Annotated in this window: 24 protein-coding genes; 10 read left to right on the forward strand and 14 right to left on the reverse strand. The window is 75.6% G+C overall.

The window, feature by feature from the left end:
• Positions 1 to 905, forward strand: a 905-nt coding sequence (locus ABZ573_RS30800) for a glycosyltransferase family 4 protein (RefSeq protein WP_358122563.1), incomplete at its 5' end; no start/stop codon positions are given.
• A gap of 149 nt (positions 906 to 1,054) precedes the next feature.
• Here ABZ573_RS30800 and ABZ573_RS30805 read toward each other — a convergent pair.
• From ABZ573_RS30805 to ABZ573_RS30820, 4 genes are all read right to left on the reverse strand, one after another.
• Positions 1,055 to 2,338 carry a citrate synthase gene (locus ABZ573_RS30805; RefSeq protein WP_151457762.1) on the reverse strand — a complete coding sequence of 428 codons (1,284 nt, stop codon included), beginning with the start codon at positions 2,336 to 2,338 and terminating at the stop codon, positions 1,055 to 1,057.
• Between the two features lie 664 nt (positions 2,339 to 3,002).
• Complete coding sequence (locus ABZ573_RS30810) at positions 3,003 to 5,075, reverse strand: sulfatase-like hydrolase/transferase (RefSeq protein WP_327031211.1); 2,073 nt, start codon at positions 5,073 to 5,075, stop codon at positions 3,003 to 3,005.
• Positions 5,076 to 5,187: 112 nt separating this feature from the next.
• Positions 5,188 to 6,612 (reverse strand): class I SAM-dependent methyltransferase, encoded by a 1,425-nt coding sequence (locus ABZ573_RS30815; protein WP_358122566.1) that lies wholly within the window; start codon positions 6,610 to 6,612, stop codon positions 5,188 to 5,190.
• A gap of 9 nt (positions 6,613 to 6,621) precedes the next feature.
• Positions 6,622 to 6,771: a hypothetical protein gene (locus ABZ573_RS30820; protein WP_165947858.1), complete on the reverse strand. Its 150-nt coding sequence runs from the start codon at positions 6,769 to 6,771 to the stop codon at positions 6,622 to 6,624.
• Positions 6,772 to 6,961: 190 nt separating this feature from the next.
• Here ABZ573_RS30820 and ABZ573_RS30825 point away from each other — a divergent pair, with 190 nt between their 5' ends.
• Positions 6,962 to 7,357, forward strand: coding sequence for a VOC family protein (locus ABZ573_RS30825; protein ID WP_151456520.1), 396 nt, complete (start codon positions 6,962 to 6,964; stop codon positions 7,355 to 7,357).
• 134 nt (positions 7,358 to 7,491) lie between these two features.
• Here ABZ573_RS30825 and ABZ573_RS30830 read toward each other — a convergent pair whose 3' ends face one another.
• Positions 7,492 to 8,175, reverse strand: a complete 684-nt coding sequence (locus tag ABZ573_RS30830; RefSeq protein WP_358122568.1) for a helix-turn-helix transcriptional regulator — start codon at positions 8,173 to 8,175, stop codon at positions 7,492 to 7,494.
• Between the two features lie 37 nt (positions 8,176 to 8,212).
• Here ABZ573_RS30830 and ABZ573_RS30835 point away from each other — a divergent pair, with 37 nt between their 5' ends.
• Complete coding sequence (locus tag ABZ573_RS30835; protein ID WP_358122570.1) at positions 8,213 to 9,067, forward strand: arginase family protein; 855 nt, start codon at positions 8,213 to 8,215, stop codon at positions 9,065 to 9,067.
• Positions 9,068 to 9,171: 104 nt separating this feature from the next.
• Here ABZ573_RS30835 and ABZ573_RS30840 read toward each other — a convergent pair whose 3' ends face one another.
• The 3 genes from ABZ573_RS30840 to ABZ573_RS30850 form a co-directional block, all read right to left on the reverse strand.
• On the reverse strand, positions 9,172 to 10,608 hold the full coding sequence (locus tag ABZ573_RS30840) for a HAMP domain-containing sensor histidine kinase (protein WP_358122599.1): 1,437 nt from the start codon (positions 10,606 to 10,608) through the stop codon (positions 9,172 to 9,174).
• Between the two features lie 28 nt (positions 10,609 to 10,636).
• Positions 10,637 to 11,383 (reverse strand): response regulator transcription factor, encoded by a 747-nt coding sequence (locus ABZ573_RS30845; RefSeq protein ID WP_151456524.1) that lies wholly within the window; start codon positions 11,381 to 11,383, stop codon positions 10,637 to 10,639.
• 180 nt (positions 11,384 to 11,563) lie between these two features.
• On the reverse strand, positions 11,564 to 11,797 hold the full coding sequence (locus ABZ573_RS30850; protein ID WP_327028105.1) for a hypothetical protein: 234 nt from the start codon (positions 11,795 to 11,797) through the stop codon (positions 11,564 to 11,566).
• A gap of 172 nt (positions 11,798 to 11,969) precedes the next feature.
• On the opposite strand from ABZ573_RS30850, the gene ABZ573_RS30855 reads away from it, so the two are divergent.
• From ABZ573_RS30855 to ABZ573_RS30865, 3 genes are all read left to right on the forward strand, one after another.
• On the forward strand, positions 11,970 to 12,923 hold the full coding sequence (locus tag ABZ573_RS30855; protein WP_358122573.1) for a serine/threonine-protein kinase: 954 nt from the start codon (positions 11,970 to 11,972) through the stop codon (positions 12,921 to 12,923).
• 136 nt (positions 12,924 to 13,059) lie between these two features.
• The gene (locus tag ABZ573_RS30860; RefSeq protein WP_089000686.1) at positions 13,060 to 13,488 is read left to right on the forward strand and encodes an OsmC family protein; all 429 of its coding nucleotides are present in this window, start codon (positions 13,060 to 13,062) and stop codon (positions 13,486 to 13,488) included.
• 365 nt (positions 13,489 to 13,853) lie between these two features.
• Positions 13,854 to 14,702 (forward strand): hypothetical protein, encoded by an 849-nt coding sequence (locus tag ABZ573_RS30865; protein WP_358122575.1) that lies wholly within the window; start codon positions 13,854 to 13,856, stop codon positions 14,700 to 14,702.
• Positions 14,703 to 14,742: 40 nt separating this feature from the next.
• On the opposite strand, the gene ABZ573_RS30870 is transcribed toward ABZ573_RS30865, so the two are convergent.
• The 5 genes from ABZ573_RS30870 to ABZ573_RS30890 form a co-directional block, all read right to left on the reverse strand.
• Entirely contained in the window at positions 14,743 to 15,291 is a 549-nt protein-coding gene (locus ABZ573_RS30870) for an ATPase (protein WP_358122577.1), read from the reverse strand.
• A gap of 159 nt (positions 15,292 to 15,450) precedes the next feature.
• Positions 15,451 to 15,897 (reverse strand): response regulator, encoded by a 447-nt coding sequence (locus ABZ573_RS30875; protein ID WP_151454808.1) that lies wholly within the window; start codon positions 15,895 to 15,897, stop codon positions 15,451 to 15,453.
• 70 nt (positions 15,898 to 15,967) lie between these two features.
• Positions 15,968 to 16,315, reverse strand: a complete 348-nt coding sequence (locus ABZ573_RS30880) for an STAS domain-containing protein (RefSeq protein ID WP_327028102.1) — start codon at positions 16,313 to 16,315, stop codon at positions 15,968 to 15,970.
• A gap of 85 nt (positions 16,316 to 16,400) precedes the next feature.
• The gene (locus ABZ573_RS30885; protein ID WP_151454806.1) at positions 16,401 to 17,453 is read right to left on the reverse strand and encodes a cobalamin-dependent protein; all 1,053 of its coding nucleotides are present in this window, start codon (positions 17,451 to 17,453) and stop codon (positions 16,401 to 16,403) included.
• A complete protein-coding gene (locus ABZ573_RS30890; RefSeq protein ID WP_358122580.1) occupies positions 17,450 to 19,210 on the reverse strand; it encodes a PP2C family protein-serine/threonine phosphatase in 1,761 nt (586 codons plus the stop codon). Before ABZ573_RS30890 ends, ABZ573_RS30885 begins: the two co-directional genes overlap by 4 nt.
• Positions 19,211 to 19,458: 248 nt before the next feature.
• Between ABZ573_RS30890 and ABZ573_RS30895 the strand changes: the two genes are divergently transcribed.
• Together ABZ573_RS30895 and ABZ573_RS30900 are read left to right on the forward strand one after the other, a co-directional pair.
• On the forward strand, positions 19,459 to 19,800 hold the full coding sequence (locus ABZ573_RS30895; protein ID WP_358122601.1) for an STAS domain-containing protein: 342 nt from the start codon (positions 19,459 to 19,461) through the stop codon (positions 19,798 to 19,800).
• Between the two features lie 57 nt (positions 19,801 to 19,857).
• Positions 19,858 to 20,202 (forward strand): STAS domain-containing protein, encoded by a 345-nt coding sequence (locus ABZ573_RS30900; protein ID WP_151454804.1) that lies wholly within the window; start codon positions 19,858 to 19,860, stop codon positions 20,200 to 20,202.
• A 74-nt stretch (positions 20,203 to 20,276) separates the two neighbouring features.
• Here the strand turns inward: ABZ573_RS30900 and ABZ573_RS30905 are convergent, their stop codons facing one another.
• Positions 20,277 to 20,591 carry a hypothetical protein gene (locus ABZ573_RS30905; RefSeq protein ID WP_151454803.1) on the reverse strand — a complete coding sequence of 105 codons (315 nt, stop codon included), beginning with the start codon at positions 20,589 to 20,591 and terminating at the stop codon, positions 20,277 to 20,279.
• Between the two features lie 213 nt (positions 20,592 to 20,804).
• Between ABZ573_RS30905 and ABZ573_RS30910 the strand changes: the two genes are divergently transcribed.
• Positions 20,805 to 21,785: a DUF2267 domain-containing protein gene (locus ABZ573_RS30910; protein WP_358122582.1), complete on the forward strand. Its 981-nt coding sequence runs from the start codon at positions 20,805 to 20,807 to the stop codon at positions 21,783 to 21,785.
• Between the two features lie 62 nt (positions 21,786 to 21,847).
• Positions 21,848 to 22,642 carry a fused MFS/spermidine synthase gene (locus ABZ573_RS30915; RefSeq protein WP_358122584.1) on the forward strand — a complete coding sequence of 265 codons (795 nt, stop codon included), beginning with the start codon at positions 21,848 to 21,850 and terminating at the stop codon, positions 22,640 to 22,642.
• Positions 22,643 to 22,695 lie beyond the last annotated feature (53 nt).

Genomic DNA, 22,695 nt, shown 5'->3' on the forward strand with positions numbered 1-22,695 from the left:
TCGTCAGCACCATCCACGCCACCGAGGCCGGCCGACACCAGGGCTGGCTGCCCGAGGAGATGAACCGCACCATCCACGGCGTCGAACACTGGCTGGCCGGCGAATCGGGCCGGGTGATCGTCTGCTCCGGTTACATGCGTGACGAGGTGACGGGGCTGTTCGGCGTGCCGACGGGCCGGGTCGACGTGGTGCCCAACGGCGTGGAGCCGCACCGCTGGCGCGTCCCGGCCGCCGCGGTGGCGCAGGCCCGCGCCCGCTTCGCCGGGGACGGGCCGCTGGTCACCTTCGCCGGCCGGCTGGTCTACGAGAAGGGCGTGCAGCACCTGATCGCCGGGCTGCCCCGGCTGCGCGAGCGGCACCCCGGGCTGCGCGCCGTCATCGTCGGCGACGGGCCGTACCGCGGCGAGTTGGAGGCCGAGGTGCACCGCCTGGGTCTCGGCGGCACGGTCAGCCTGCCGGGCTTCCTCGGCGGCACCGACCTGCCCGCCGTGATGGCCGCGTCGGACTGCTTCGCCGTGCCGAGCATCTACGAGCCGTTCGGCATGGTGGCGCTGGAGGGTGCCGCCGCCGGCGCGCCCCTGGCCGTCGCCGCGACCGGCGGGCTCGCCGAGATCGTCGAGCCCGGGGTGACCGGGATGACCTTCCGGCCGCACGACCCGGACGGGCTGACCGACGCGATCGACGCGCTGCTGTCGGACCGGGAGCGGGCCCGTCAGCTCGCCCGCCGGGCCCGCGTCATGGTGCACGAGCGCTACGGCTGGTCGGCCATCGCGCAGCGTACGGCGACCGCCTACGCGACCGCGATCGCCACCGCCGGGTCGTTCGCCGCCGAGCGGGTGACCCGGGGCCGCGCCGTGCCGTCGATCGCCGAGGGCAACCTGCTGGCCGCCGTCGGCCTCCGCTGACGGGGCAAGGAAGGGCACCTTCCTATCGCTTTTGCGTTGGAAGGTGCCCTTCCTCGCACCCCGTCGGGCGCGACGGCGGTGGGTACGAGACGACGGAGGCCGCCGACCCGGTGCGGGTCGGCGGCCTCCGTCGTCGGTACGGCCGGAACTCAGCGCTCCGAGAACGGGGCGTACGCCCGCTCGGGGGCACCGGTGTAGATCTGCCGCGGGCGGCCGATCTTGGTCTCCGGGTCGTTGATCATCTCGCGCCACTGCGCGATCCAGCCGGGGAGCCGGCCCAGCGCGAAGAGCACCGTGAACATCTTGGTCGGGAAGCCCATGGCCTTGTAGATCAGGCCGGTGTAGAAGTCCACGTTCGGGTAGAGCTTGCGCGAGACGAAGAACTCGTCGGCGAGGGCGATCTCCTCCAGCTGCATGGCGATGTCCAGCAGCGGGTCGGGCTTGGCCATCCGGCCGAGCACGTCCTGGGCCGCCTTCTTCACGATCGCCGCGCGCGGGTCGTAGTTCTTGTAGACCCGGTGGCCGAAGCCCATCAGCTTCACGCCGTCCTGCTTGTCCTTCACCTTGCGGACGAAGGACCCGACGTCGCCGCCGTCGGCCTGGATCTTCTCCAGCATCTCCAGCACGGCCTGGTTGGCGCCGCCGTGCAGCGGGCCGAAGAGCGCGTTCACGCCCGCCGAGACCGAGGCGAAGAGGTTGGCGTTGCTGGAGCCGACCAGCCGCACGGTCGAGGTGGAGCAGTTCTGCTCGTGGTCGGCGTGCAGGATGAACAGCATGTCCAGCACCTTGGCCATCACCGGGTCGACCTCGTACGGCTCCGCCGGCACGCCGAAGGTCATCCGCAGGAAGTTCTCCACGTAGCCCAGCGAGTTGTCCGGGTACAGCAGCGGCTGCCCGATCGACTTCTTGTACGCGTACGAGGCGATGGTGGGGACCTTCGCCATCAGCCGCACCGTGGACATCTCGACGTGCGAGGAGTCGAACGGGTCCAGGCTGTCCTGGTAGAAGGTGGAGATGGCGCTGACGGCCGACGAGAGCACGGCCATCGGGTGCGCGTCGCGCGGGAAGCCGTCGAAGAAGCGGCGCATCTCCTCGTGCAGCAGCGAGTGCCGGCGGACCCGCTCGGTGAACTCGGTCAACTGCTGCTGGGTCGGCAGCTCACCGTAGATCAGCAGGTAGGAGACCTCCAGGAAGGAGGACTTCTCCGCGAGCTGCTCGATCGGGTACCCACGGTAACGCAGGATCCCCGCGTCGCCGTCGATGTAGGTGATGTCGGACGAGCAGGCGGCGGTGTTGACGAAACCGGGGTCGTACGTCGTCATCCCGGTTTCCTTCAGCAGCTTGCCCACCCCGATGCCGGCGGGGCCCTCGACCGCGGATTGCACCGGCATCGAAAGCTGCCCACCGGGGTGATCGAGCTTGACTTCCGTCATGGTTCCCTCGCTTCGCCGGCAGATCTGCGTTGAATTGCCTTCGCTTTTACCGTAATCACGGTCGAGGAGATACCGCCCGTCGTGGTTCGACGGTGAGGCATGCGTCACCCGTTTCCCGACCAGCGACCCGGGAAACCCGCGCAATCCGGACGCCCACCCACCACCAAGCCCCACACCACCCCACACCACCCACCGCCCCGCCCCACGCCACCCACTCCGCCCCGGCCCCGCGCTGCCCGCCCGCACTGCCCCACCCCACCCCGCACTGCCCCACCCCACCCCGCGCCGCGCCGCCCCACCCCGCGCCGCGCCGCGCCGCGCCGCGCCGCGCACGTTGATCATGAAGTTATTGCCTCCAGAAAGCGCATTCCAGGGCAATAACTTCATGATCAACGCCGGGGAAGGGTGCGAGGAGCGCGGGCAGGACAAGGCGGGGGCCGGGGCCCAGGGCCCCAGGCCGGGTCTGCGCGGGGCCGGGACCGGGCGGCGCCGGGACCGGGCCGGGACCGGGCGGGAACCGGGCCGGGCCGGGGCGGGGCCGGGGCGGGACCGGGCGGGGCCGGGGCGGGGCCGGGGCGGGACCGGGCGGGGCCGGGGCGGGGCCGGGGCGGGACCGGGCGGGACCGGGGCGGGACCGGGCGGGGCGGTGGGCGGGGCGGATGGGTCAGGTGAGGGTGAGGGTGAGGAGGGTGTTGTCGGGGGCTACGCGGTAGACGGTGAGGCGGTTGGCGCCGGCGTGGAAGAGGCGGTCGTCGGCGAGCAGGGCGGCGAAGCGGCGGCCGCCGGCGTCGCGGGGTACCACGGGGACGACCGCGCCGATCCGGCCGTTGACGGCGATGGCCAGCTGTGTGCCGTCGGGTACGTCGTCGGGCACGTCGCCCCAGACGGCGGCCGGCAGCCGTCCGGTGTCCGGGTCCACGGCGTCGAACGCGGCCAGGTCGGCGACCCGGGCGGTGCCGCCCGTCGGGCGGTCGCCGACGGCGGCGCCCACCAGCGGGTGGGGCGCGGGCGGCGCGATCGGGGCCGGCAGGCCGCCCGCGACGGGGGTCGGCTGGCCGGGGCGGTCGTAGAAGACCTTGCCCGCCTCGGCGCGCGGGGTCTGCCGGGCGGACCGGCCGTCGATGGGCCACGGGAGCCGGATGGCCGCCTCGTCGGCGATGGTGGGGAGCAGGTCGACGTGCTGCCAGTTCCGGTCGTCGATCCGGCCGGCGCGCTGGCCCGGTGCCTTGACGAACGTCGGCACCCAGGCGACCTCGCCGGGGGCGGCCCGGATGGCGCCCATGCCCCGGCCCTGGGCGCCGGGGGTGAAGCTGACGCCGTGGTCGGCGGTGACCACCAGCAGGGCCTGGTCGTAGAGGCCGGTGGAGCGCAGGGTACGCAGGGTCTCCCCGATCAGCCGGTCGGTGTAGCCGAGCTGCGCGAGGTGCCGCCGGCGGGCCAGCTCGGCCCAGCCGTCGCCGTCGTTCGGCAGGTCCGGCGGGGCGTCGTAGCGCGCCCCCGAGGGCAGGTACGCCCACGGCGAGTGGGGCATCAGCAGGTGCAGGAAGTGCAGGGTGGGCCGGGGCGCCGGCCGGAGCCCGGCGAGGAAGCTGGCGAAGCGGGCGGGCTGGTTGTCGTCGAGGCTGTCCCAGCGGAACTTCGGGTCCGCCGGCACCGGCTCGGCGGCGTCGACGCCCGCCTCCGCGCGGGTCCGCTCGCGGTACGAGTCCTCCGGGTCGACTCGGCTGTCGACCGGGGCGGTGACCTGCCGCAGCAGCCCGCCGGCCTGCCGGATCAGCACGCCCATCCCCTGCTCCGGGCTGACCGGCTGCTCGCAGCGGCTGGGCGGGCAGAGCCGGGTGATGCTCTCCTCGGCGCGGACGTCGTACAGGCCGCCGAGGGCGGTGAAGAGGTTGTCCGGGTACTGCGAGTAGTGCGGCGCGGCCGCCCGCTGCGGGTAGCGGCCGGTGAGCATGGCCGGCAGCGCGTAGGGCGTCCAGCCGCTGACGCCGGTGGCGTTGCGGTACCAGGTGGAGCCACCGGCCAGCTCCGCGAAGTGCGGGAACCGGGCGGCGTCGATCCGCCCGTCCGCGCCGAGCAGGGAGACCAGGGGCAGCTCGTCGAGGACCAGCACGACCACCGGCGGGTGGTTGCCGGGCCCGGCCACCCCGGCGGCGCCGCCCTCGCCCCGGGGCAGCACCACCGTGGAGGTGGGCGAGGCGAACACGAACAGCCCCACGAACAGCAGCGGCCCGGCCGCGGCGAGCCGCAGCATCCGCCCGGGCGCGCGCCAGCGCCGGTGCGCGGCGGCCCCGGCGGCTCCGGCCACCGCGGCGAGCAGCAGCAGCGGTACGCCCCGCAGCGGCGTACCGTGCCGGCCGATCTGCACGGCCAGCGCGGCGAGCAGCAGGCCGACCAGCAGGGTGTGCGTGGCCGAGCGGGCGGTGCGTCCGGCCAGGCGGGACAGCGCGCCGGGCAGCGCGACGGCGGCGGTGGGCACCAGCGCGACCAACGCCACCAGCAGCATGATCTCCCCCCGGTCGGCCCGGTGGAACAGGAAGAAGTCGGGGCTGCGCCCGAGGACGTCCAGCAGCGGCTGGGTGACCACGAGCCCGACGAGCCCCGCCACCTCGGCCAGCCGACCCAACTCGGTACGCCAGCCACCCGGCCGACCACCGGCAACCTGGCCTACGGAAACCCGGTCGCCCGACGACGGCTCGCCCGACGGCCAGTCACCCGACGGCGGGCCGTCCGACAGCCGGTCACCCGACGGCGGGTCGCCCGACAGCCGGTCACCCGACAGCCGGTCACCCGGCGGCCGGTCGCCCGGCGGCCGGTCGCCGCACGTGCGGTCCGGCGGGGGCGCCGGCTCAGCCACCCACGACCGCCGCGTAGAGCGTCCGGGTGCCCGAGGGCAGGTCGAGTCGCCGCGCGATCCGGCAGCGCGCGGAGAGCAGCCGCTCGAACTCGGCCGGCCGGTAGTCGGGGAAGAGTCCCTCGGGCTTGTTGGCCAGCAGCCGCCGGGCCATCGGGTCCTCGGGGTGGACGAACTCCACCACCACCCGGGCGCCCGGGGCGGCGAGCCCGACGAGCCAGTCCAGCACCTCGGGCAGCGGCACGTTGCGCCCGATCGCCAGGTGGTGCACCACGGCCAGGGCGAGGATCGCGTCCGCCTCCACCCGGTCCGCGAACGAGGCCCGCTCGACGCCGCGCCAGCCGCCGCCGGGCGACGGGTCGGCGAGATCCATCACCAGGGGCAGGATCCGCCGCTCCCCCGCCGCGCGCAGGTCCCGGTAGAGCCCGTCCACCACGCCCGGGTCCTGCTCGACCGCGACGACGTAGTCGGCGTGCCGGGCGGCGAGGCGGGCGTACCGGCCGTCGTTGGCGCCGAGGTCCAGCGCCAGGCGGGGCCGTGGTCCGTCGGCCAGCGCCTCGGCGACGAAGCGTTCCTTCGCGGCCCGGTCGTCGGCGGTGTACGCGCAGGTGCGCTGGTAGTCGACCCAGTGGCTGGCCGCACGGCGGGGCTCCAGCCGCCGGACGAGCTTCTCGATGCCGCGTACGGTGGCCAGCGCCAGCTCCCGCGAGTAGCCGGCGGCCCGCAGCTGGGACCGGACGTCGGCGGTGCTGGCCCGGGCGTTGCGCCGCTGCATGGCGTCGTGCAGGTGCACGTGGGTGGGCACGCCGGGCAGCAGCCGCCGGACGCCGCCGAACAGCCGGCGCATCTGCTCGGGCTCGATGCCGTCGACACGGGCGCGCAGCCAGGGTTGGAAGTCCAGCCCGAGGTGGGCGTCGAGCAGCAGCGGGTAGAGCAGCGTCTGGCAGAACTGCCGGTAGCCGGCCCAGGGCTCGCCGTCGCGGGCCGGGGTGAACGAGCCGACGTCGATGAACACGGGTTCGGCGCCCCGCCACTGGAGGTTGTAGGCCGACCCGTCCTTCGTGGTGAACCCGGCCGGCAGGGCCGCGCGCAGGATCTCCAGGTGCAGCAGCGCCGCGTCGCGCAGCATGGTGAAGGACCACTCGTACGGGTGGGAGACGAATGGGATGCGCTCGTGGCGCAGGACGGCGGCCCACCGGTCGGCCGCCGGCACGGCCGGCGAGTCGACCGCCTCGGTGCCGCACACCTTGCCGGCGGCGAGCAGCGGCGGGAAGAAGTCGCTGGCGGTCAGCGCGCGCCACTCCCCGGCGGCCTGCTCGTCCAGCCCGCGCAGCACGTCGCCGTCGAGGTGGAAGACCCGGTTGGCGGGGTCGCGGAAGGAGCCTGGCTCGGCGCGCAGGCCGGTGCGGGAGTTCGCCATCGGCCGGGGTCAGCGCTGGTCGGTGGGCTGGCGGCGGAACCGGTCGACCAGTCGCCGCCAGTAGAGCTTGGCCGCCACCGCGGCGCCGGCCACCCCGCCGACCACCGCCTGCACGATCAGGCTGCCGGACCCCGCGTCCAGGTAGGCCAGGTGTTCCACCGACCGCTCCTTTCCTCGCGTCTCGATGTTCGGCGTACGCGGGCAGGATCCTTGAGGGATTTGCCCGTAAAGCCGGACTTGTCTGACACGCTACGCCGATCGTCCCGGTCGTGAGGGGCACACCCGACACTCCGCCCGGTTGTCCGTTTCGTACAAGACGGGCGCCGGGAGCCTCCCTACGGTGGGAGCCATGGCACCCAGACTCGATCTCATCGGCATGGTCAGCAGCGACCTGTCCCGCTCCCTCGCCTTCTACCGGCGGCTCGGCCTCGACATTCCCGCCGACGCCGACACCGCGCCGCACGTGGAGGTCACCCTGCCGGGCGGCATCCGGCTGGCCTGGGACACCGCCGACACCGTCCGCGCGTTCGACCCCGGCTGGAAGCCCGGGGGCGGCGGCGGGGCCAGCCTCGCCTTCCTGTGCGCCGACCCGGCGGAGGTGGACCGGCTCTACGCGGAGCTGGTGGCCGAGGGCCACGAGGGTCACCTGCCCCCGTGGGACGCCTACTGGGGCCAGCGGTACGCGGTGGTGCTCGACCCCGACGGCAACGGCGTGGACCTGTTCGCCCCGCTCGCCGCGAGCTGAACGCGGACCGGCCCCGCCGGACACCGGAAACCCGACCCGTCGGGCCTCGTGGTCGATGGTGAGGATCCACGCGGAACCGCACCGGGAACGCGCGGAGCGTCAGCGGTCACCCGGCCGGGAAGATCGCCGAGCGTTCAGCTCAGCAGGGCGGTGGGCGGCACGCCGGCCAGGTCCCGCACGTCGCGGGTCAGGTGGGCCTGGTCGGCGTAGCCGCAGCGGGCCGCCACCTCTGCCAGCGGGGTGCCGGCGCGGGCCAGCGCCAGCGCGCGCCCCATCCGCAGGATCCGGGCCAGGGTCTTCGGGCCGTACCCGAACAGGTGCTGGCACCGGCGGTGCAGGGCGCGCGGATCGAGGCCGATCCCGGCGGCGGTCGCGGTCACGCTGGCGCCGGCGGCCAACGCGGCGGCGACCCGGGCGCCGATCGGATCGGGCCCGCCGGCCGCCCGCAGCCGCCGGACGGCGATCTCCGTCAGCACGTCGGCCGGGGCCGCCTCCGCCCGCTCGGCCAGCCGGGCGACGTCCCGGTCGCCCCACAGCTCCGCCAGGGGGACCCGCCGGTCGCGCAGTTCGACGGCCGGTACGCCGAGCACCGCCGGTCCGGTGCCCGGCGGCAGCCGCAGCCCCACCCAGCGCTCCGGCGGCCCGCCGCCGCTCAGGTGCGCGGTGCGGTCCGGCCCGGCCACCGTCAGCCCGCAGCGGCTCGACCAGAGCAGGTCGAGGCAGCCGTCGGGGAGCACCCTGGCCGGTGCGGCGCCCGCCGTCGTGGCGCTGGTCCAGAGCACCGCGCCGGCAAACCCGGCCGGACGTTCCCGGTACATGCCGCCCAGCCTGCCACGGCCGGGCTAGCCTCCGGGTGTGCGATGGTCGGTGCTGGACGCTCCCCTCGACTCCTCCGGACGCGGCCGGGGCGAGCCCCGGGCGCCCGCCGCGCTGCGGACCGCCGGGCTGCTGGGCCGGCTGGGCGCGGCCGACGCAGGCGCCGTCGACGCCCTGATCACCGACCCGGTCCGGGACCCGGAGACCGGGGTGATCGGCGTCGACCAGGTGCGCCGCGCCGGCCGGGCGATCGCCGCCCGCACGACGACGCTGATCGGCTCGGGACGGCATCCGCTGGTGCTCGGCGGCGACTGCGCGATCCTGCCCGGCATCCTGGCGGGGCTGCCCGCCGGCTTCGACCTGTGGTTCCTCGACGCCCACCTCGACTTCGAGGACGGCCGCACCTCGCCCACCGGTGAGGCGGCGGACATGGACCTGTCGATCGTCACCGACCACGGCCCGGCGGGAGTGCTCGACCGGGAGGGGCCGCTGGTCGACCCCGACCAGGTGCACCTGCTCGGCCACCGGCCGCTCGACCGGGCCGCGACGGACGGGAAGGAGGCCTCCCGGATCGACCCCGCCGTCCACCTGGTGCCGGCCACCAGGCTGCGGGGCGCCGACGCCGCGGCGGTGGGCCGGGATCTCGCCGCCGGTACGACGCCGGCCTGGCTGCACCTCGACCTCGACGTGCTCGACCCGCTGGTGCTCCCGGCGGTCAGCTATCCCGAGCCGGACGGGCTGGACTGGGCCGACCTCGTCGCGCTGGCCCGACCGCTGGTCCGCTCGGGTCGGCTGATCGGGATGAGCGTCAGCGACTTCAACGCCGACGAGGACCCCGACGGGCGGCACGCGGAGCGTGTCGGGCAGGCCCTCGCCGAACTGCTGGCCGACTGACCGTCGCCCGTCCGGCCCGCCCGACGGTCACCGCGGCGCCGGCCCGTGGCCCGGTCCGCCCGACGGTCGCCGCGGCGCCGGCCCGTGGCGCGGCCCGGCACGGGTCACCCGCCGGAGCTGGCTCCCGGCAGCCGGACGGTGAACACCGTCCGGCCGGGCCGACCGTCCAGCTCGACCGTGCCGTGGTGGGCCTCCACCACGGCGGCCACGATCGCCAGGCCCAGGCCGGTGCTGCCGTGCGCCCGGGACCGGGAGCTGTCGCCCCGGGAGAAGCGTTCGAACACCTCGGCCCGCAGCGCCGGCGGCACGCCCGGCCCGTCGTCGGCGACGCCGAGCACGGCGACGTCGCCGTCGACCCGCAGGGTGGTGGTGACCGTGGTGCCGGGCGGGGTGTGCACCCGGGCGTTGGCCAGCAGGTTCGCCAGCACCTGGTGCAGCCGGGCCGGGTCGCCGGGGATGCGGACCACGCTGTCCGGCAGGTCGAGCCGCCACCGGTGCTCCGGCCCCGCCACGTGCGCGTCGCCGACCGCGTCCACCACCAGCGCGGACAGGTCGACCGGCTCGACCACGAGCGGCCGGCCCGAATCGAGCCGGGCGAGCAGCAGCAGGTCGTCGACGAGGCGGGTCATCCGGGTGCTCTCGGACTCGACCCGGCGCAACGCGTGGGCCACGTCGGGCGGCACCTCGTCCCGGCCGCGCCGGGCGACCTCGGCGTACCCCCGGATGGCCGCCAGCGGGGTCCGCAGCTCGTGGCTGGCGTCGGCGACGAACTGGCGTACCCGGGTCTCGCTGGCCTGGCGGGCGGCGAGCGCGGCGCCGACGTGCCCCAGCATCCGGTTCAGCGCCGCGCCCACCTGCCCCACCTCGGTGCGCGGGTCGGTGTCGGCGGCCGGCACCCGCACCGACAGCGCGACCTCGCCGCGGTCCAGGGGCAGCTCGCTGACCCGGCCAGCGGTGGTGGCGACCCGGCGCAGCGGGCGCAGGGTCGCCCGCACGATCAGGGCTCCGGCCCCGCCGGCGACGAGCAGCCCCGCGGTCGCCACACCGGCCTGCGCGGCGACCAGCCACCAGACGGTCTCCGACACGCCCGACAGCGGCAGGCCGAGCACCCGCACGGTCCCGCCCGGAAGCTGGCGCGCCACCACCCGGTAGGCACCGCGCTCGCCCAGCTCACGGGTGCGGGGGCGGCCGTCCGTGGGCAGGTCCGCGAGGCCGGCCAGGTCCCCGGCGGGGACGGCGCGTTCCTCCCGGTCGGCGAGGGTCCAGGCCCGGACCACCCGGCCGTCGGCCACCTCGGCGGCGACGGTCCCCGGCGGAAGCCCCCGGGGAATCCGGGCGTCCGGCCCGAAGGGTGGCGCCTCGAAGGGCGACGGCACGCCCCGACCGGGACCGGTCCGCATCGGCGTCAACTGGTCGTCGACCCGGTCGATCAGGAACTGCCGCAGCGCGACCGTGGTGATCCCGCCAATGGCCACGCTGACCAGGGCCAGCAGGGCGACCAGGGTGACCACCAGGCGGGTCCGCAGCGACACCCCGGCCAGCCGGTGGCGCAGCCGGCCGGCGGCCCGCTCACTCCGCCGGCCGGAGGACATACCCCGCGCCGCGCAACGTGTGGATCATCGGCTTCCGGCCCGCGTCGATCTTCTTCCGCAGGTACGAGATGTACAGCTCCACCACGTTGGCCTGGCCGCCGAAGTCGTAGTTCCAGACCCGGTCGAGGATCTGCGCCTTGCTGAGCACCCGGCGCGGGTTGCGCATCAGGTAGCGCAGCAGCTCGAACTCGGTGGCGGTGAGCGTGACGGGGCAGCCGTCGCGGCGCACCTCGTGGCTGTCCTCGTCGAGGCTGAGGTCGCCGACGGTGAGCACCGCGTCCGGGCGGGCGGCGACGGCGAAGCCCGAGCGGCGCAGCAGCGCCCGCAGCCGGGCGATCACCTCCTCCAGGCTGAACGGCTTGGTGACGTAGTCGTCGCCGCCGACGGTCAGCCCGGCGATCCGGTCCTCCACCGCGTCCCGCGCCGTCAGGAAGAGCACCGGCACCGTCGGGGCCTGCTCACGCAGCCGGCGCAGCACCTGGAAGCCGTCCAGGTCGGGCAGCATCACGTCGAGCACCACGGCGTCCGGCCGGAACTGCCGCGCCGCGTTCAGCGCCGACGTGCCGTCGCCCGCCGTACGCACCTGCCAGCCCTCGTAGCGCAACGCCATCGACAGCAGGTCGGCCAGGGTCGGCTCGTCGTCGACCACCAGCACCCGCACCGGCTCCCCGTCGGGGCGGCGCAGCTCGACCCGGCCCGCCCCGACCTGCCCGTCCGTCACCATGGCCCCCATCGTGCGCCGGGCCGCTGTGCCCGGCTTGTGCGCCACCTGTGCCCCCGCTGTGTGCCGGCCGGCCCGTCCACCGCCGGGCCGCCGGGCGCCCGGGACGTGGCGGTGGTCGTCGTCGCCGTGGTGGCCCGGCCACGCCCGCTGGCCGCCCCGCCCGACGGGCGACGGGCGACCTCACTCGGTCATGCCCACCGGGTAGGTGTGCACGAAGCGCATCGTCCAGGTGCCGCCGCCGGTGGGCTGCTCGCGCTGGTAGAGGTGGTCCGGTCCGCCGGCCGTGGCCGGCCCGGCGCCGTCGGGGTGCCGCAGGATCCAGTGCGCCGGCGGGGAGCCGTCCGGCTCGGCGGGCACCGCCCGGACCAGGTCGTGGGCCGGGCCGCCGACGAAGCGTACGGTCACCTCGCTCATCCGCGCGCCCGCCTTCCCGCAGTGCCGCCCCGACAGCGGCCCTGGCTCGCAAGCTACCGCAGCAGTGAGCGGCCCCGCCCGGATCCGGCAGCGGTTTGCCCTGATCGGAGCCCGGGTACCGCTGCCCTGGGGACCTGTCGAGGGACGGGCCAGGAAGAGCAGGGAGCGGTCGATGAGAACGCTGGACGGGCGATACCGGCTCGAACAGCGCATCGGCATCGGCGGCATGTCGGAGGTCTGGCGGGCCCACGACGCGGTGCTGGACCGGCCGGTCGCGGTAAAGGTGATGTCCCCGGGGCAGGAGGGCCAGGACACCTCTGTGGAGCGCATCCGCGCGGAGGCCCGCTCCGCCGCCCGGCTGGTGCACCCGAACGTGGCCTCCGTGCACGACTTCGGCACCTGCGGGACTGGCCCCGAGGGTCAGGTGCCCTACATCGTGATGGAACTGGCCGAGGGCGAGACGCTGGCCGCGCACCTGCGGGCCGGACCGCTGGACTGGCGCATCGCCGTACGGGTCTGCGCCGAGGTGAGCGCCGCGCTGGCCGCGGCGCACGCGCACGGCATCGTGCACCGCGACGTCAAGCCGGCGAACGTGATCCTGACCCCGGCCGGCGTGAAGGTGCTCGACTTCGGCATCGCCACCCCGTCCGGCACCCCGGACCGGTCACCGGAGGGAATGGTGGTCGGCACGCCCGCCTACCTCGCGCCGGAGCAGCTGGAACGGGCACCCGTCACACCCGCCGCCGACATGTACGCCCTCGGCGTCCTGCTCTACTACTGCCTGACCGGGCGGCTGCCGTACCAGGCAGGCACCACGACTCCGACCCAGCTGCTCGGCGCGCGCCTGCGGCAACCGCCGCTGCCGCTGCCGGAGATCGAGGGGCTGCCGCCGGAGGTGGCCGACCTGTGCGCGAGCTGCCTGGCCGACGACCCGGCCGACCGGCCGTCCAGCCTGATGGCGGCCCTGCTGCTGGCGGAGGCGGTGGACGCCCGCGTGTACGTGCCGCTGGGGCAGCCCACGGCGCCGCGACAGCGCGTCGGGTCGATGTCGCCGTGGACCGAGCGGGCGGCGGCCGAGGCGACCGAGGCGGCTCCCGTACCCGACTGGTCCACCCAGGCCGGCTGAGCCTCCTTCCGCGGTCCGGCCAGGCCGGCGTCGTGGGGCCGCTTCCGTCCGGCGTCCTTCAGGCCGCCCACCGGTCGCCCGCGTTTCACCGTCCGGGGGCCGGGTAGCCGGGCGGGTGAGCGACGGGAGGAACGCGATGCCGGAATCGAGCTCCTGGCTGAACGAGACGGCCACCGCGACCGCCGAGGGCGGCCACGTACGCACCGACGACGGGAGCCTGTCCACGGCCCTGGCGTCCCCACTGGCGCCGCACTGCTCGGGGCTGACCCCGGAGCAACTGCTCGCCGCCGCCTTCGCGTCCTGCCTGCACCACGCGGCGGTGGAGGCGGCGGGCGAGATCACCGACGAGGCGCACACCGTGCAGGTACGCGCGGAGGCGAAGCTCGGGCGCGACGACGACGGCCGGTACCGGGCCGACGTGCACGCCTCCATCTCGTCGGCGGGGCTGAGCCGGCAACAGCTGGCCGAGCTGGTGGAGCACGCGGACCGGTTGTGGCCCTTCTCCAGCGGCGACGGCAGCCGGCACCGGCTCACCGTCACCCCGGCGGAGAACGGCCGGCACTGACCGACCCGTCGGCGGGCCCTGCGGCGCGGGACAGCTCCGACACCACCGCCGCCGGTCCGACCTGCACCACCGCCGCCGGCACGGCCTGCGCCGTCACCTCGGGGGCCGACGGGCGGTCGGTCGGGTGACCCACGGCGGCCTCCACCGTTCGGTGGAGGCCCGACGCCAGCCCGGCGCCGGAGCCCGCGATCGATTCTCCACCCGATTATCAACCCCTAATCGGATATATGCGAAAGGGTCGACAAGAGCGATTGGCGGCTTTGATGAGCCGTCGGGGGTAATCGGCCCGCAGATCGGCGCAAATTGTGGCGCACGCCACCAACCAGGCCGATGGCAAGACGCGCTCGCTTTTCTAGCCTCGGCGGGTGCACCCCGACGACCCTCTCGACCAGAAGCTGACCCAGGATCGACCGGCCACCCGCTCGGACGACCCCGCCTCGACCGAACGGACGACCGGCCGTCATCGCGCTGCGGAACGGCAGCGTCGCCGCGGCCGGGCCCTGCTCGCCTCGGCCCCCGTCCGGGTCGCGCTCGCCACCGGCGTGACCTGCTGCCTCGGCGTGGCCGCGTTCGCCGGCACGCGCGAGGACGCCGACGCCGCGCGGCAACCCGTGGCCGAGGCGCTGGCCGAGCGGGCCGTCGACGACGACCGCGCTTCGCGGTCCCTGGACCGGGCCGTCTCGCCTTCGCCCTCGCCCTCGCTCAGCCCCAGCCCGACGCCGAAGCCGACCCCCTCGGCCACCCGCAAGGCCCCGCGTAAGCCGGCCCCGCCACCCCGCCCGCGCCCGGTCGCCGGGCTCACCCAGGCGCAGATGGACAACGCCAAGATCATCGTCGACGTGGGCGCCGAGCTGAAGATGCCCCGCCGCGCCATGGTGGTGGCCGTGGCGACCGCGATGCAGGAGAGCCGGCTCTACAACCTCGCCAGCGACGTGCTTCCGGAGTCCAGCCGGTACCCGCACCAGGGCAGCGGCTCCGACCACGACTCCGTGGGCCTGTTCCAGCAGCGCCCGAGCAGCGGCTGGGGCACCGTACGCGAACTGATGCGCCCGTCGTACGCCGCGCGGGCCTTCTACGAGGCGCTGCGGGAGGTTCCGGGCTGGCAGCAGATGAGCGTGGCCGGCGCCGCCCAGGCCGTGCAGGTCTCGGCCTTCCCCGACGCGTACGCCCAGCACGAGGGCCTGGCCACCACGGTCGTCGCCGCGCTGACCTGACGGCGGCCGGCTGGCCACGCCGGTCCCTGGCCGGCGAGGGTCAGCGGATCCCGGCGCGGCCGCCCGGCGGCTCGCTGGACGCGTCCGCGCCGCCCCGGGCGGCGATCCTGGTCGCCGGCACCCCGCTGCCGGGCATCCCGGCCGCGGCGGTCGGAGTGTCCGCCGGGACCGGTTCGACGGTCACCCCCTCGAGGATCCGGTCCACCCGGGCCTCGCGCCTGCGCCGGGCGTACAGCGCCTCCTCGAAGTCCCGGCGGGCCTGCACGGCCTCGGCGTAGACGCGCTCGCGCACCTGCCGGGCCTCCTCCCGGGCCGCGTCGAGCTCGACCCGCGCCCGGGCCAGCAGGTCGACCGCCTCGCGATCGGCGTCGTCCGTGCCGCGCCGGGCCCGGTCCGCGTCGCCGAGGTCCAGCCGTTCGAGAAGGCCGCGCAGCGCCGTCGCCTCGTCACGGATCTCGTCCCACTCGCGACCGGCCCTCGCGGCGCCCTCCGTCCGGGCGGCGAGCCGGGCCAACCGGACGCCGATCTCGTCCAGGCAGGAATCGACCTGCCGCTGGTCGTAGCCGGTCTCCACGACGCAGAACCTCATACTGTCGCCCCCCAGGCAGCCGGTGTTTCCTTCCCCACCCTGGATCCTCGGCGCTGGGGGCGGCAGCGGAGGGGCTTCGGGAAAAATGTTCACCATGCGGACGCCCGCAAGGCCGGGCGCGTCGCCGCGACCCGGCGGGGCCGACCGCCCGGGGGCGCCTCAGGAGCGCTTCGGGAGCACGACCACCCGGCCGAAGAACTCGTCGATCCGGCGCACCACGTCGTTGAAGTCGTCCAGGTCGATCGGCTTGGTGACGTAGGCGTTGGCCTGGAGCGTGTAGCTGCCCACGATGTCCGTGTCGGCGTTGGAGGTGGTCAGCACGACGATCGGGATCGTACGCAGGTCCTCGTCGCCCTTGACCTCGCCGAGCACCTGACGCCCGTCCATCCGGGGCATGTTCAGGTCGAGCAGGATGACGTCCGGCCGCCGGGCGTCGGTGTGCCGCCCCTCGCGGCGCAGGAACTCCATCGCCTCCTGGCCGTCGCTGACGACGTCGATGACCTTCTCGACGTCGGAGTCCGCGAGGGCCTCCTCGATCATCAACACGTCGCCCGGGTCGTCGTCCACCACCAGGATGCGAACCGGACTCGGGGTGTCTGCACCCATCACTACCTGCTTCGGGTCGGTGGAACGGAGAATCGCGAGGCGCTCTGTGCCGGCGGGGAAATCTAGCCCATCAGCCGGCGGACCGCGCGGTCGGGTCGGCCCTGCCGGACTCGTGTCTCAGCACCTCGGCCAGCCCTGTCACCTGGAGCACGCGGTCGACCCGACCGGTGGCGCCGGTGACCCGCAGCCACCCGCCGTCGGCGGCGACCCGGTTGTCGCCCCGGACGAAGGCGGCGATCCCCGTGGAGTCGCAGAAGGTGAGCTCCGTCAGGTCCACCAGCAGGCGGCGCTCGCCGGCGTCGACCAGCCGGTCGATGGCCGCGTTGAGCTCGGGCGCGGTGCTCAGGTCGAGTTCGCCGGCCAACCGCAGGCGTGCCGCCCCGCCGTCGCGGTCGGCGTACGTGACCGTGAACGTCACCCCTGGACCCCCTCGCTTGACCGCAGGCGGATGCTTGCAGTGTGGCAAGTATAAGCAGGGGCACCCGACACGGCCGCACCGGCGCTCATCGCGCCCCGGAGTCACCCGCCCTGGCCAGGGACGACCGCGCCGCCCCGAGGAACCGCGCGGCCCGGGGAAAGTCGCGCAGGACCCGCCCGTAGTGTTCCAGAGTCGACCCCAGGGCGGGGGCCGGCACACCCCGACTGGTGAGGATCTCGACCAGCCAGTCGACGAACTCGGTGAACAGCGAGCCGTCGTCGACGTAGAGCGCGGCGGCCAGGAAGTCCACGATGTAGCCCAGGTCGCTGACGGTGGAGTCCAGCTGGCTGGGCGTGTAGTCACGCGTCCCCGGGTCGTGTTCCCGCAGGTCCGCCAGCGCCCCGTCGATCAGCTCGCCGCGCCGCTTGAGCAGGCTGGTGTACTCGTCGTCGGCCAGGTGGCTCAACTCCGCCGGCGGGACGCGACGCAGCGCGCGCTCGTCGGCGACCAGGTTCGCGGCGGTCGGGGCGTCGGGCGCCCAGGCGACGCCGAGCCGCCGGGCCCAGCGGCCGTCCGCGCCGAACCCCCGGCCCCCCACCACCACGGGGACGTCCACGCGCCGGCACGCCTCGATCATGCGGTGCGCGTGCGGCAGGCGCATCGGCAGCGCACAGGCCAACGCGACCGCGTGGGCGTCGTGCCGGTGCAGGTACGACACCAGGTGCGGGGCGGGGACGCTCGCGCCGAGGAAGGTGACCTGCCAGCCCCGCAGCCGCAGCACCTCGGCGACCAGCCGGGGCGGCAGGGCGTGCCACTCGCCGTCCATGCAGGCCACCACCACCCGGCCCCGCGTCGGGCGCGGGTTCGCGTACGCGGCCACCGCCGCCACCACCCGCTCGCTGATGTGCGTCGCGGCGTGTTCCTGGGCGACGCTCCACTCGTTGCGCGCCCACCGCTCCCCCACCTCGGCCTGCGCCGGGGCAACCAGGTCGAGCAGGACGCGCTCGGCGGGCACGCCGGCCTCGAGCAGGCCGGTGGCCACCTCGATGGCCGCGTACTCGTCCGCCTCCTGGAGGCAGTCCAGGTATCCGGGCCAGACGCCTGCCGGGGTGGCGTCGGCGGTCGGGGCGGCGGTCACGGTCGGGTCCCCCTCGTCTCGGCGGTGCCGCTCGCGTCGGGCACCGCGTGCAGGTGCCTGGGCGTGCGCCCGCCCGGACCGGTCGCGCGCAGCGCGAGCACGGCGATGTCGTCGTGGTCGCCGTGGGCCAGCCAGTCGCAGGTCACCTGCTCGACGCGCTCGGCCAGGGCGGGCGCGGGCATCCGCTGGCAGCCGGTGACCGCGTGCACCAGCCGCTCCGTGCCGAACTGCTCGTTGCCGCGGCGGCCCCCGCGCGCCTCGGTCACCCCGTCGCTGTAGAGCAGGCAGGTCTCGCCCGGCTCCAGCCGGACGGTCACCTCCCCGATCCGGGGATCGGGCACCACGCCGACCAGCATGCCCGACAGCGGGACCGGCTCGACCTCGCCGGAGCCGCGCAGCACCAGCGGCGGCAGATGACCACCGCCGGCCAGGGTCAGGGTCAGGCCGCCCTCGCGGTGCGCGCGGACCACTCCCAGCACCATCGTCGCGAAACGCCCCTGCCCCTGCGCCTGGCTGGTCTCCAGCAGCGCGTCGTTGAGCAGCTTCAGCAGGCGCCCCGGCTGCGACTCGACCCGGTGCAGCGCCTGGAGGCACTGACGCAGCTGGCCGGTGAAGACCGCCGCCTCGACACCCTTGCCGGAGACGTCGCCCAGGAAGAACACGGAGCCGCCGTCGGCCAGCCGGTGCGAGCCGTAGAAGTCGCCACCGATGCGCAGCCCGGCCTGGGCCGGCCGGTAGGCGGTGCCCCACTGCACCCCGGTCGCCTCGGCCGGCTCCACCGGCACCAGGCTCGCCTGGAGCGTGTCGGCGACCTCGGCCTGGTCGCGGTAGAGCAGCGCCGTGGTCAGCGCGGCCCCCGCCCGGGCCGCGAAGGCACGGGCCAGGTCCACGTCGGCCTCGTCGTACCAGCGCTCGACGCGCCGCGCGACCAGCAGCACGCCGGCCGGGGCGTCGCGACCGGGCAGCGGCACCACCCGGACGCAGGCCTCCGCCGCGGTGAGCCCGGGCAGCCAGCCGGCCTCCGCGGCCTGCTCCGCCAGCCAGTCGAGGGTGTGCGGTTCCCCGCCGTCCAGCCCCTCGGTGATCGCCGCGGGCAGGTCGACGGCGGGCAGGATGCCGCTGTCCACCACCGGGGCGTCGTCGTCGCTGCGGGCGGCCCGCCACCAGCGCGCCCGACCGGAACGGGGTGCCAGCACCAGCACCGCCATCTCGGCCAGCGTCGGCACGGCGAGGCGGACCACCGCCGCGGCGGCCCGGTCCGGGTGCAGGGGATTGCCGAGCTTCTCGCCGACGACCGCCAGGAACGCCGAGCGGGCCCGCTCGGCGAGCAGGGCGTCGGCGCGGGTGACGCTCTCGGTGACGTCCTCGACGTACCAGCAGCAGCGGGCGGCCGACAGCGGCACCCGGCGCGCACGCAGCCGGCGGCCGTGGTGGGTGAACTCGCCGTCGGCGGTCAGCCCGGCAAGGTTGGCCGCCGCGAGCAGCTCGCCCGGGGTGACCTCGGGCAGCAGCCGCTCGGCCACCGGGCTGACGTGCCGGACGACGCCTCGCGCGTCGCAGACGACGAGACCCTCGCGGAAGTGCTCGACGACCTCGGACCAGTCGGGTGCCGCGTGCTCCCGGTCGGCCGCCAGGGCGGGGAGCGCGGAGGCCGGGCGTGCCGGGGCGCCGCCGGACCACGCCGTGGCCCGTGCGGCACTCGGTGTGGGGACCCGCCCGTCGCCGGGATCTGAGTCCCGGACGTCCGCAGCAGTCACCGGCTGAGCCCCACTCCTTGTCGAAACCCGTACCACCGGGAGGCAGCACAGGTGGTCAGATCTCTCGCACCCACCCTACGCCCGTGTGCCGCGAACGCCACCCGACGCCCGTCGTGCGGTCGGCGCTCGGTGCCCGGCGGGACCTGCGACGCGTTGTTACGATCCCTGCATCCCCGCCCCTCGGCGGCCTGCGAAAGGGCGTGATCGTGCTGTCCCGTCGGAGCCAACCCGAGGCGACTCCGTTGAGCATGACCGTCGACCGGTCCGATCCCGCCGCACCGCTCATCCGGGTCGGGGGCGACCTCGCCTACACCACCGCCGGGCCGCTGCGCGCCGAGGTCGACCGGATCCTCGCCGGCGCTCCGCCGGCCCTCGTCCTCGACTTCACCGACCTGCTCTTCATCGACAGCACCGGCCTGGGGGTGATCGTGCACGCGTGGCGCGAGGGGCAGCAGTGCGGCACCGCCCTCCGGCTGCGCGCCGTGCCCCGGTTCCTGGCGACGATCCTCGACATGACCGGCGTCGCGGGCCTGCTCGCCCGGCCGCTCGGCGAGAGCCTGGCGGCGGCGGAGGACGCCGGCACCGCCTGACGCGCTCCGCCCGGCCCCCCGCTTTGCACCCGGGCCCGCGACTGGGAACATGGGCGCATGGCCGCTCAGCTGTTGACCATCGAGGTGACCCGGCTCGACGCCGGGCGCGCCCGGCTCCGGCTGTCCGGTGAGCTGGACTTCGACACCGCCCCGGAGCTCGTCGCCGCCACCGCCGAGCTGCGCCGGGACGGCTACCAGGAGCTCCTGTTCGACCTGAGCGCGGTCAGCCTGTGCGACTCGTCCGGGCTCAGCGCGTTCCTGACCGCCCATCACGACGGCACGGGCGCGGTCCGGCTCACCGGGGTCGGTTCCCAGCTCCAGCAGTTGCTCGACCGCACCGGCCTGACCGAGCTGCTCGCGGTGGAACACGGCACCGACGGCGCCACCCGCCGGGCGGGCTGAGGCCGGCCGGGCTCCGCGCGGGGCGAGGGGTGGCCCCCGACCCTGGGACCAGGGGCCGGGGGCCGGAGTGAGGCTCAGGGTGCGGTGAGTGGTTGCAGCCGGGGTCCGGTGGTCCGCCGCTGGCCCGTCGTCGGCGGCTCGGCGTCCTCCGGCGGCCCGGAATCGGGAGTCTGGAAGAGATAGCGGACGAACACCCCACCCGCCTCGTTGTCGTCCGCCCCGGGCCACTGCCCGATGCAGTCCACCCCGACCACCTCACGCCCCGAGCCGTCGCCCTCCTCCAGCAGCGCCCACAGGCTCACGGGGTAGCAGCGGGTGTCCTCGGGCGAGAGGCGCCAGCGGGCGTACCAGCCGGGTCGGGCGGGAACGATCTCGACGATCCTCTTCATCACGACCTGTCCTTCCGCGTTCTCGGAAGTTCTCCGGTCCGCTGCGATCGTCGGCTCCCGCCGGGTGACCGCCCCTCACCCCCGCCGGATGAAGCTGTCCCGCCGCCCATCCGGGCATCGCCGGCCCGGCCGTCGGCGTCCGTTTCGGTGCCGGCGCCGGCGGGAAGGCGACCGGCGGAAGCGAGGAAACACCAGCGGAAGCGAGGTGTCACCATGCGCAAGCAGATGGAGGGCGACAACCAACGTCGCCGCGCGCTGGCCCGCCAGGCCCGGGAGCGCGGCATGCAGGCCAGCGAGACGGGGGCCAGCCTGAGCGCCTCCAAGCAGCTCACCCACCTGGAGCAGGGCAAGCGCGCCGGTCCGCCGCCGGCTGGCAGCCGCCACAAGCCGGACAGCACGCGGGGCGGGCCGGCGCCGCCAGCGGCGGGCGTCCCGGAGTCCCCCCGCCCCCTGCCCGACCGGGGCTCGGGTGCGCCGGAGGGGACCCCGCTGGGCTACCACGCGCTGGTCGACGACGTCGTCCGCCGTACCGGTACCGACTTCCGGACCGCCAAGGTGGGCGTCGAGTCGACCGTGCTGGTCCTGGCCTTCGCCCTCGGCGAGGCGGAACGCCGGCGGCTGCTCGCAGCGGTGCCGACGAAGCTGCACGACGTCCTTCCCGTGGACGGCATCAGGCGACGCCCGGACCTGCCCGGCTTCCTGGCCGAGGTGGGCCGGATCAGCGGCCGTACCCCGGAGCAGGCCCGCTACCAGGCGGAGGCGACCGTGGCGGCGCTGGCCGACCACGACGGCGACCTGATCGAGTCGCTGCACGTGCCGGACGGCCTGCGTGACCTGCTGGAGCCGCCGTCCGTCGGTGGCGGGGTGGTCGGCGCGGTCAGCGCGACGCCCCCGCTGAGCGACACCGACCTGCGGGAGGCACTCGGCGCGCTGCCCTACTGGTCCGGCGACGGCGAGGCGCTGTCCCGCACGCTGGAGCTGCCGGCGGACAACCTGGACCGGGTGCTGGACCGGATCGACCGGCTGCGCCAGGAGACCGGTCGCGGCCCGCGCATCGGTCGCCCCGACCCGGGCACCGCCATACTGACCGTACGGTCCCGGCAGGCCGGCGCGGTGACCGCGATGGACGTGGACCTCGCCCACGCCGTCGACGACGCGATCGACGAGGCGGGCGCCGGGATGGCGACCGGCTGACCGGCGTACGGGCCGGCGGACGTCCACCCGCCGGCCCGCCCCGGCTCGGCTAGCCTGCCGGGGTGGACCCCTCCGACGCGCCCCGGCTGGAGCTGGTCGTCGACCCGGCCCGCCCCACCGGGCGTACGCTCCTCGCCGCCGGCGTGGAGCAGTCCTACGTGGACGTGGCCGATCCCCGGCACCTGCATTTCGAGTACGTGCGGCGGATGGCCGCCGTGGCCGACCTGGCGGCGCCGCCCGGCCAGCCGCTGGCCGTGCTGCACCTGGGCGGCGGCGCGCTGACCCTGCCCCGCTACGTGGCCGCCACCCGGCCCGGCTCGCCGCAACTGGTCGTGGAACGCGATCCGGCCGTGGTCGACCTGGTGGCGCGGGAACTGCCCGCGCCACCCGTCGGCGTCGACGTGCGGGTGGCCGACGCCCGGGACGCGGTGACCCGGGCGCCCGCGGCCGGCTACGACCTGGTGCTCGCCGACATCTACCGGGCGGCGCGGATGCCCGCCCACGTGCGCAGCGTCGAGTTCGTCACCGAGGTGGCCCGGACGCTGCGCCCCGACGGCGTACTCCTGGTCAACGTGACCGACCTGCCGCCGCTGGTCTTCGCCCGGGTCCAGGCGGCCACCCTGCGGGCGGTCTTCGCCGACGTCTGCCTGGTCGCCGACCGCCGGATGCTGCGCGGGCGGCGGTACGGCAACCTGGTGTTCGCCGCCGCGCTGCGCCCCGGGCGGCTGCCGGTGGCCCGGCTGTCCGCCCGGGCCGCACGGGATCCGGTGCCCGGCGGGGTGCTGCACGGGGCGGCCCTGGACGCGTTCGTCGCCGGCGCCCGTCCCGCCACGGACGCCGCCCTCGCCCCGCGCTGAGGCGACCGCCCAGGGAGCGGAACCTGTCGGCGGTCGGCCGCGAGCGCACCGGG

Source organism: Micromonospora sp. NPDC007220, assembly GCF_040634035.1.
GTDB lineage: Bacteria > Actinomycetota > Actinomycetes > Mycobacteriales > Micromonosporaceae > Micromonospora > Micromonospora reichwaldensis.

Bases quoted from the DNA above. Each gene is read 5' to 3' on its own strand.
- ABZ573_RS30805 (WP_151457762.1), bottom strand. From the start codon at position 2,338: ATGACGGAAGTCAAGCTCGATCACCCCGGTGGGCAGCTTTCGATGCCG.
- ABZ573_RS30815 (WP_358122566.1), bottom strand. From the start codon at position 6,612: ATGGCGAACTCCCGCACCGGCCTGCGCGCCGAGCCAGGCTCCTTCCGC.
- ABZ573_RS30825 (WP_151456520.1), top strand. From the start codon at position 6,962: ATGGCACCCAGACTCGATCTCATCGGCATGGTCAGCAGCGACCTGTCC.
- ABZ573_RS30830 (WP_358122568.1), bottom strand. From the start codon at position 8,175: ATGTACCGGGAACGTCCGGCCGGGTTTGCCGGCGCGGTGCTCTGGACC.
- ABZ573_RS30845 (WP_151456524.1), bottom strand. From the start codon at position 11,383: ATGGTGACGGACGGGCAGGTCGGGGCGGGCCGGGTCGAGCTGCGCCGC.
- ABZ573_RS30850 (WP_327028105.1), bottom strand. From the start codon at position 11,797: ATGAGCGAGGTGACCGTACGCTTCGTCGGCGGCCCGGCCCACGACCTG.
- ABZ573_RS30855 (WP_358122573.1), top strand. From the start codon at position 11,970: ATGAGAACGCTGGACGGGCGATACCGGCTCGAACAGCGCATCGGCATC.
- ABZ573_RS30860 (WP_089000686.1), top strand. From the start codon at position 13,060: ATGCCGGAATCGAGCTCCTGGCTGAACGAGACGGCCACCGCGACCGCC.
- ABZ573_RS30870 (WP_358122577.1), bottom strand. From the start codon at position 15,291: ATGAGGTTCTGCGTCGTGGAGACCGGCTACGACCAGCGGCAGGTCGAT.
- ABZ573_RS30875 (WP_151454808.1), bottom strand. From the start codon at position 15,897: ATGGGTGCAGACACCCCGAGTCCGGTTCGCATCCTGGTGGTGGACGAC.
- ABZ573_RS30895 (WP_358122601.1), top strand. From the start codon at position 19,459: ATGACCGTCGACCGGTCCGATCCCGCCGCACCGCTCATCCGGGTCGGG.
- ABZ573_RS30900 (WP_151454804.1), top strand. From the start codon at position 19,858: ATGGCCGCTCAGCTGTTGACCATCGAGGTGACCCGGCTCGACGCCGGG.
- ABZ573_RS30905 (WP_151454803.1), bottom strand. From the start codon at position 20,591: ATGAAGAGGATCGTCGAGATCGTTCCCGCCCGACCCGGCTGGTACGCC.
- ABZ573_RS30910 (WP_358122582.1), top strand. From the start codon at position 20,805: ATGCGCAAGCAGATGGAGGGCGACAACCAACGTCGCCGCGCGCTGGCC.